The following is an 8,227-nucleotide window of genomic DNA, read 5'->3' as shown; positions in this document are numbered from 1 at the left end:
GAACTTATTGCTGTCCATAAGGGCTGTTACACAGCACTCCTCTTAACCCGGCAAGACGGCCCTCACCGGAGGGAGACCGTTCTTCCAACCGCCGATGTCGTCCGCCGATTCAATCCTGCGTTCGGACAAGGTATGACCGTGGCCGCTCAGGAAGTGGCGGTTCTTGAATGGCTGCTCCGCGAAAGAGTGGGCCAGCCTGGTCCTCTCGACCGCCTGGCACAGGCATTTTTCGTAGCCATCCAGAGTGTCCTTGTCGTACCATGGTCGGTGGCCGAAAGTGACTTCATGTACGAAGAAGCTCGCGGCACGCGACCTGCAGACTTCGTGTAACGCATGAAATTCAGTGGCGCACTACAACGCATCGCTACCGAATCCTTCGCTGCCTTCAGGCTGGATGGAAGACTTCCTGTCGTTCATACTCGGCACACAACAGAAAGGGCCGCCCGAAGGCGGTCTCCATTGAGATTGGATGCGCTGATCAGGCTGTTGTGAGCGCCGCGTTCTTCTGCCGATAGGTCATGAAGCTGACGCCGCAGAGCTTAGTGTCGAGCAGGCCATCGCACCATGTGCCTGCCGGCTGACCTCAGAGCGGCCTACCCGCCAGTCTTCATGATGATGGGCTGAGCTAGGTTCGTGTCGCCCCGCTGGCAATGTTATACCGTCGCGTTGTGACCTGTTGCGGCGCCGCCGCCGAACAATCAGCAATCCCATCGGCGGGCGGTCGCCTGGGAGCGTTTGCCATTCCTGGTCAGAGATGATCATGTCGACAAGTTATTTTCTTATTTTTGATTGAGGGATTTGCATGACCAATGTGACGCCTGATGTCGTGATTGTGGGCGGCGGAATTGCGGGGGGCACCATGGCGACGGTGCTCGCGAAAAACGGGCTAGAGGTCTCCATATTGGAGCGGGAGACAACCTACCCCGACCGGGTGCGCGGAGAATGGATTGCTCCCTGGGGCGTTGCCGAATTCGCAAGGCTTGGGCTTTTTGATCTCCTGCGCGCCAACGGAGCAATTCCGGTAGAGCGCAACGTGCCCTACGATGAGAACTGGCCCGGAGGTGCCGCCGAGCAACGTGCCTTGGATTTCTCGAAGCTACCGCCCGATCTTCCAAGGCCTCTCTGCATCGGTCATCCGACCATGTGCATCGCTTTCGCAGCGGCTGCGAGGGCGGCGGGCGCGAAGGTCGTGAGTGGCGTTAAGGATGTCGAGGTAACAGCTGGCGCCCGGCCAACCGTCTCATTCTCGTCGAATGGCACGGCGGTACAGCTGAGCCCTCGCCTCGTCATAGGCGCGGACGGGCGTAACTCCAGCCTGCGAAAGCGACTCGGCTTTTCCGTTCTGGCGAACGAGCCGCATAACCTTTTAGGCGGGATGCTAGTCGCAAACGTTCCCGATTGGCCGCGTCAGGTCCAGGCGATCGGGACTGAAGACAGGCTGCACTACTTCGTCTTTCCGCAAGGCAAAGACATGGTTCGCCTCTACGCTTGCTATGATTTTGCCGATCGACATAGGTTTGCGGGGCCGGACAGGGAGGCTCGGCTGTTGCAGGCGTTCCGGCTGAAGTGTTTGCCCTATGCAGACGCTATACTGGGCGGCAGGCCCGTCAGTCCGTTCCATTCCTATTCAAACGAGGATCACTGGATCGACGATCCGACACTGCCCGGCGTCGTACTCATCGGGGATGCCGCCGGCCACAACGATCCGATCACAGGACAGGGCCTGTCAATCGCCGCCAGGGATGTCCGTATCGTGTCCGATATTCTGCTTTCGGAAAAGGATTGGGACCGCGCTGGCTTTGAGCCTTACGTCGATGAACGGCGGGAAAGAATGCGCCGTCTGCGCATTACGGCCGGCCTGGCAACGAAGATACGGGTCGAATTCGGCGAGGAGGCGAGGCTGCGTCGGGCCAGGGTCGGCGACAGGATGCTCGAACGCCAGCTTTCGCCGTTGCCTGCCGCAGTGATCGGCCCCGAGCGATTGTCTACAGAAGCCTATACGCCGGAGACGATCGAGAGGCTGATTGCTCCGTAAAGCATTAGCCGATTCATCGCGACGGAATTCCAACTATGGTGAGCGATCATGACCGAGCCCACGCTGCAAACTCTTGACGTTAACGGTCTGCGTATGCAGGTGGCCCTGCAGGGGAGCGGCCCCCTTGTCCTACTGTGCCATGGTTTCCCTGAGCTGTGGATCCCTAGCGGTCGCAGCTCGCCGCGCTGGCGAAAGCTGGCTATCGCGCCATAGCGCCTGACATGCGTGTTTATGGCGGCACCACCGCGCCGGAAGATCCCACCGCCTACACGCTGCTCCATGTGGTGGGAGACATGGTGGAGCTCGTCAAACACCTTGGCGAAAACCAGGCCGTGATCGTCGGTCACGACTGGGGCGCACCCGCTGCTTGGAACGCGGCGATGCTGCGGCCTGATGTTTTCCGGGCCGTGGTTGGGATGAGCGTGCCGTTCTCGCCCCCTGGGCCTGTAAACCTTCTGGATGGTCTGAAGAAAGCAGGCATTGAGACGTTCTATATGCAATATTTCCAGACCCCCGGCGTGGCAGAGAAGGAGCTGGAGCGCGATGTCGCGACTTCGATCAGACGCATTAATTTCAACGGTTCGGGAGACGGTCCGGATCGTATCGCATTCGGGGTGCTGCAACCCGGCAGGAGCTTCCTCGATGACCTCAGCGAACCGGAGTTCCTACCGTCGTGGCTAACGCCTGAAGACATTGCCTACTATGTGGCGGAATTTTCCCGCACGGGCTTTCGCGGCGGCCTGAACTGGTACCGCAATATCACCCGTTCATGGGAATTGCTCGCGCCGTGGCGCGGCGTTGTCATTCAACAGCCGTCGATTTCATTGCGGGGTCGCGCGACGACGTGCTTAAATTTCCCAACTCGCAGGCGCAGATTGCCAATTTTAAAAACACGCTGCCCGGGTTGCGGGGTTGTCATATTCTTGAAGGCGCTCGGCACTGGGTTCAGCGGGAACGTGCGTCGGTTGTCAACGACTGGTTGATCACGCTCCTCAAGAGCCTCTAGCGCGACGTCAGAAACAACAAACTTTTTTGGCGCTGCACATGGGGCCGGTTCCCGACCATTGTATCGCACGGCGATGTAGCCCCAAGCCGAGATCCGGAGCGTGTTGGAATCGATCGGCGATACCTGTCCGGAATGCTGATGAGCTTGAGGCTTGAGGTGACGCCCCCCTCGCCGGCCAGCATCGCACGTGATGCGCTCGCCGCGTGAACAGAGCCCGCGCCGCCATGTACCTCGCACCCGCACGGCTGCATTCAGAGCCGGTCATCACTGCTCCTCCTTCTGGCCCACCGACTGCCCACTTCCACCGCCCGCGCCCGCGCGGCTTCCGTCCGCAACGTCTCAAGTTGCAGCTGCATGTCATTCATGGTGGCCCCCTGAGCGATCACCCAATAACCGAAGGCAAATCTGCCGACCCCAACAAATGTTGGAATTGGGTTCTTACACCCTTCATCGGCGTCGATGGTCCGGCGAATGACACCGGGGTCTCGCGCTTCAGCGTCGCGGATTTGGGGCGCCTCGTGACTTTCGCGTTTATCAATACCCACGTCCGCCAATTGGCAGCCGGTCCTGATCCTTGACCCGCTGCATCTCGCCCGCCTGTCGGGCCCATCATTTCGCCTCGCTCCTCCGCTGCATCGTATTCAGCAAGCCGCCGCTTCGCCTGAGCCTCGATATCAAGGCGTCGACTGCGCGCGGAAGGCGGCCGCATACATTGGGCCAGTTCCGGATTTAACCTCCAGTGCGGACATCAAGCTTAACTCCAGTACATGCTTGCTGCATTCGCCGAGCACGATACGGTTTTGATCACCGGACATTGCCCCGTCCGGACTTACCCAAAGGCGAGCCGTCGCACCATGATATTCGGCGCGGCGGCTCGCTCCCGCCGAGGCTGACGTGCGCAAGCTTGCGTTACTTATTTTCGGCATCTGCGTTTGGGCCGCCCTACTCGCGGCGGTCGTTACGACCGTCGCGCGTCTCGGTACCGAAGCGAGAGAGCGGCGTGCTCAGAACATTGCGGAGCATCTCTCCAAGAGCAAACGCTAGAGCTGCGGCGCACCCATACGTGCCGGCAGCGGAGCGGTCAGCCGCCGCTTGCTACGAATTCGGAGAAGTGAGACGCGCGCAATCGGGCTTGCAAGCTATTGGGCGGGGCCACCGACTGAGGGGACGGCGGCCCCTCGCCGCGAAGCCTGCCGTTAGTTGCTGGCTCGCGTTGCGACGGCATATCCGTATTTAATGGCGCTTGCGAACACCTGCTTTAGGCCGGGATCTTGCAGGATGGCATCGCCGGGCTGAAGTCATGCACCGGTCGCCAATCGAGACCTTTGGTCGGTTCGGGCAAGACGGTAGCATTGAAAGCGTATGCCGTGCGGCCGGATCACTCGCCAAACGCTCCTTGTTCGATGAACTTTTGAAGTCGGTTCATATTTCACGGGCCTGCTGGAGTGAATGTCCGCTGGACGAAAACTCCGCCTTTCGGATCATTTGCGCAAATGTACGAATAGCGCTGTCCCCCGCCGGGCGTGTCGGTATCGATATCGACAATGATGGGTGTCGACTGACCGCGCCAGTTTGCCAGCTGCTCGGCCGGCATCGGCCGCGTAACGGATTTTATGACCTTGAGGCCCGCGACCTTGGGGAGAGCCACCGTAGCGCTCCCAGTGCAACGCGCCTTCTGATCGCCTGCCGCGACAGCGGGCACCGGCACAACAAAAACCTGAAGAGCGAGCAAGAATGCCGTGGCAACGGCGCATGTGGTTCGCATACGTCAACTCCCTCGAAGACGGAATTCAACCGCGTCGCGCGGCAAAAGGCAATTGCTCTCCCTGGAGAGAAGGGATGGACTTTTGCGCTAATCAATCCGCAGCGTGTCCTTGGGTCGTGCGAACCGGGAAGGCGCCCATAACCAACGAAGCTGGCCGACGGCTATCTCTTTGGGAGCTTGTCAACGAGCTCTCGAACGGCGAGCTTTAGTTCGAGGTCCCTCATCTGTTCAAGCAGTTGACCGACAATGTCCGAGCAATCGGTGTCGGATACGCCGTGAAACCCACGTTTGCAGAGTTCGTGTTTCAATATCTCCGACAAAACGGTCTTCATCGCCATTACGCAAATACCACTTTCTGAAATCGCGAACTGAAACAGCCGTAGGTTGTCCCCGCGAAAAGGCCATGTCAATGGTCGCCAGCTTTGGAAGCAAAACGCGTCGATAGCGTCGGGGGCGATCATTAGCGTCACCGCGCCTTTGCTCGCCGACGCTCCCGACGAAGGTCCAGATCGGGGCCTAGCGCCTTAGCGCGGGTTGGGTCGTGCTGGATCGACCGTTCCGGCGTCCCGGTCTTCGCGGCAGTGAAGGCGTGAAGCGGTCGTTCTTCAAGTGGCCAACTTGGCCACTTGAAGAACGCCGCGACCGCCGTGCTTCGTCTTCGGATGAACGGCTTCATAAGCAGCCTGTCGGTTCGCGATTAGCTTGGCGCGCTGCGCCGGCGTCAGGTCGCGGCGGCGCGCAGGTTCGGCTCCGTCGGAGTGGCCAAAGGGAGATTTAATCTGGCTGAAAATTTTGGAACGGCGCCCGCCGTCGTGAGGTTTCTTTTCATCGCTGGCTAATATGCGGAGTGTTTTCCATGGCTACTCAGATCGTATTGGACCACACGGGTGACAGCAGGTACTTTTTTGACCAGAATGACCGCAAGGGTTTGGCCGATGCTGAACGACGCTTTGGCGAGCTGACTCGCCAAGGATTTACAGCTGCTTCCCGAACGAAGACGGGCGATCTAAATGTCGTGCGAACGTTTGATCCAGCCGCGGACGAAACGCTGTTCTATCCGCGTATTGTCGGCGGCTAAAACTCTTCTTGGCGGGGCCGGTGTTTCTGTTTAGAGGCAGCGGCGTCGGCAGCAGGGCTGCCAGCTTGCGGGCTGTGCGTGCCTTTTACCGAAGCTACGCAAGCAAAATGACCGGGAAACGCGTGCGCTGCGTCTCTTGCGAGCATGGCTATGTCCAGAACAGCGCGCGCAATTTGATGCGGACGATTATTTCGAAGTCATCGGGTCTCACGCTGGCCGACGGTATCGAATTCACCGAGGCAATGTGAGCAATGTTTTAGAGCTTGATGAAGAAGGGCAACCCAAATTCGGGTGGTGCTTCGTTCCTGAATGTGGCTTGGCGGCTGGCGACGTCATGCTTGCTCAGAAGATCGCGCTCGAAACTGACGAAAAGTCAGTGCTCGCGGTTGCCATAAGATTTGGCCGAAGTTGCCTCTCTTGTGTCAAGTGGTGCGCCGGCCCTGAGGATCACCAATGTCGAAAGCGCCCAGGCGGTAGTCTTCGCCCGCGGACCGGTCGGTTGATATCTTCGCAATTAACGTGAACGTCGCATCGGGGTAGCGTGACCACACTTCAATGTCCTCTGACGTCACGGTCAAATAGCCGAAGAAGCACCTGTATCGGCCGGGCTCGGTTACGCGGCCGATCTTATCCCATGTGATCTTGTTAACCCTCATCTCTATATCTCAGAAAAGAAGCCCGCCCTCGGAGAGAGAGAGCGGGCTTCGTGCCCATGCGAATGCGCTAGTACGGAAGCGCGTTCCCACAATAACAGCAATTGTATTTCTGTTCGGTTAGTGTTGAAGTGGTTGGGCGCAAACCGCCTTCTAACCCCACTCGTTATCCGGTATCGAGCCGGGCGGCGGCTTCAGCGCTTCAAGGCCGGCCTCGATTAGCGCCAGTTCCGCTTGAACCACGGCGAGCGATTTTTCAGGATCGATGCCCGACACGGCTTGCAGGTCAGCGACCAACTTGCGACGATGAGCCAACAATTCCGTTAGGGCGCGTCGATCCCTCACCTTGACGTAGCCGTCGACAATTAGTTCTAGGGCCTTGGACACAGTCGCCTCATCATGCAGCTACGACCGTGCAGATGTTTGGCAAGAAGTGCCTGACGCTCTCGGTCGAGTGAGCGCTACCAGCCCGGCTTCGCTTATGCGGTATTCGATATCGCCTTTTGCGGAGCGCTGCTCCATACATCCGTTTCGGAGGAGGGCGAGCCTAGTTTTTGGTCTATCGTCCAGCTTAGAACTCGGGATCCAATGGCGGTCGTGTAGTCGATCGAGAAACTGGCGGTGATGTTGATTGAAGACCGGGCGGCGTCTTGCCCGCCGCCGAAGGCTCTGCAAGATGGCTTCTAGCGATCGTTCTGTTTCCATGGTTGCACAACGTCGCATAGCAATGTTGATGATGTCTTTACCGTCGGGAACTTTTGGCAACGCTTTCTGAGCGGTCGGGAGCTATTCTTACGGCATGTACGACCACGATGATACACCTGCGGGGTTTGGGACCGTCGTCATTGCGCCACACAAAGGCGATCACCGATCTCACCGGCCATTAGCAGATGAAACGTGTCAGGGATCACACGCACCGCCAATCGAAATGTTGACGATGGCGCAGTTCGGCACTAGAGGGGCGCATTTTCTTGCCTCTAATGGGGCGCAACTAAAGCGGCCAAACCGAATGCAACGACGCACGCAGCGGCTAAGGACCAAAGGGCTATCGCTATCTCTCTGGGCATGTTGTCGCCTTCTACACAACAGCCGCCTCTATCTCATCGCCGTACGAGGGTCGACCTCATACCGACCAACATCGTAAAGGCAAGCCGCCGCCAAATGAAGTTCATCACGACTAGCATGGTGACATCCCCGTGCTCGACGGCTTTCACTCTCGGCCCACATTGTTTTAGGACGATTTCGTTGAGGCTAAATCTGGTTTCGCGCCCGTCGTTTTGGGTTTCCGGTGCGGAGCAAAATCTTCGCGATCGACAGTCCGGATCGCAGTTCGCCCGCGATGTCGCCGAGTGTTAGCCAAAAGCAAAAAGGCCGGGGGCGGGCTGCGACCTGCATTTTCAAAAAGTATCCGGGTGAAAGAGTTTTAAGAGAGAAATGCACCAGCCCCGGTGTGCTCAACGAAGCACAGGATTGTTTCAGGCTTGTTTCGTCGTACAAAGAAAAGCTGTTCCCGTTCAGGAACTTAGGGCTGGTCTGACCTGTGAGGGAGGCCCGCCGGGGCTGGCAAGCTGGCGGGCCTCGACCTCTGAGCGAGACCGCGTATGTCCCCCACGTGTCAAACGCCATCCGGAACTGCCCCCTTTGCGTCATGAAGAACTGCCCCCACCATCTGGGTTATGATCTCGGTTGA

General features: G+C 58.6%; 7 protein-coding genes and 2 pseudogenes. 5 read left to right on the top strand and 4 right to left on the bottom strand.

The features are described 5' to 3' along the window. The 3 genes and pseudogenes from L6637_RS41910 to L6637_RS41900 form a co-directional block, all read left to right on the top strand. Positions 1-330 (top strand): annotated as a pseudogene (locus L6637_RS41910) (hypothetical protein); the annotation flags it as partial. Between the two features lie 472 nt (positions 331-802). Next, on the top strand, positions 803-2,035 hold the full coding sequence (locus L6637_RS41905) for an FAD-dependent oxidoreductase (RefSeq protein WP_237874407.1): 1,233 nt from the start codon (positions 803-805) through the stop codon (positions 2,033-2,035). A gap of 221 nt (positions 2,036-2,256) precedes the next feature. Further along, a complete protein-coding gene (locus L6637_RS41900; protein WP_338076897.1) occupies positions 2,257-3,018 on the top strand; it encodes an alpha/beta fold hydrolase in 762 nt (253 codons plus the stop codon). 274 nt (positions 3,019-3,292) lie between these two features. On the opposite strand, the gene L6637_RS41895 is transcribed toward L6637_RS41900, so the two are convergent. Both L6637_RS41895 and L6637_RS41890 read right to left on the bottom strand, forming a co-directional pair. After that, positions 3,293-3,595 (bottom strand): hypothetical protein, encoded by a 303-nt coding sequence (locus tag L6637_RS41895; protein ID WP_237874405.1) that lies wholly within the window; start codon positions 3,593-3,595, stop codon positions 3,293-3,295. An 875-nt stretch (positions 3,596-4,470) separates the two neighbouring features. Continuing rightward, positions 4,471-4,689, bottom strand: a complete 219-nt coding sequence (locus L6637_RS41890) for a hypothetical protein (RefSeq protein WP_237874403.1) — start codon at positions 4,687-4,689, stop codon at positions 4,471-4,473. A gap of 973 nt (positions 4,690-5,662) precedes the next feature. On the opposite strand from L6637_RS41890, the gene L6637_RS41885 reads away from it, so the two are divergent. Further along, on the top strand, positions 5,663-5,884 hold the full coding sequence (locus tag L6637_RS41885) for a hypothetical protein (RefSeq protein ID WP_237874401.1): 222 nt from the start codon (positions 5,663-5,665) through the stop codon (positions 5,882-5,884). Between the two features lie 20 nt (positions 5,885-5,904). After that, positions 5,905-6,328: pseudogene (locus tag L6637_RS41880) on the top strand (hypothetical protein). Here the strand turns inward: L6637_RS41880 and L6637_RS41875 are convergent. Continuing rightward, the gene (locus L6637_RS41875) at positions 6,307-6,540 is read right to left on the bottom strand and encodes a hypothetical protein (protein ID WP_237874399.1); all 234 of its coding nucleotides are present in this window, start codon (positions 6,538-6,540) and stop codon (positions 6,307-6,309) included. The pseudogene L6637_RS41880 and the gene L6637_RS41875 overlap by 22 nt on opposite strands. A gap of 150 nt (positions 6,541-6,690) precedes the next feature. Next, positions 6,691-6,924 (bottom strand): hypothetical protein, encoded by a 234-nt coding sequence (locus L6637_RS41870; protein ID WP_237874397.1) that lies wholly within the window; start codon positions 6,922-6,924, stop codon positions 6,691-6,693. Between the last annotated feature and the right edge of the window lie 1,303 nt (positions 6,925-8,227).

The sequence above is a fragment of the Bradyrhizobium zhengyangense genome, from assembly GCF_022012435.1.
Classification (GTDB): Bacteria; Pseudomonadota; Alphaproteobacteria; order Rhizobiales; family Xanthobacteraceae; genus Bradyrhizobium; species Bradyrhizobium zhengyangense.
The sequence above is the reverse complement of the archived record's forward strand: the minus strand, read 5'-3'. Positions and strand labels throughout refer to the sequence as shown.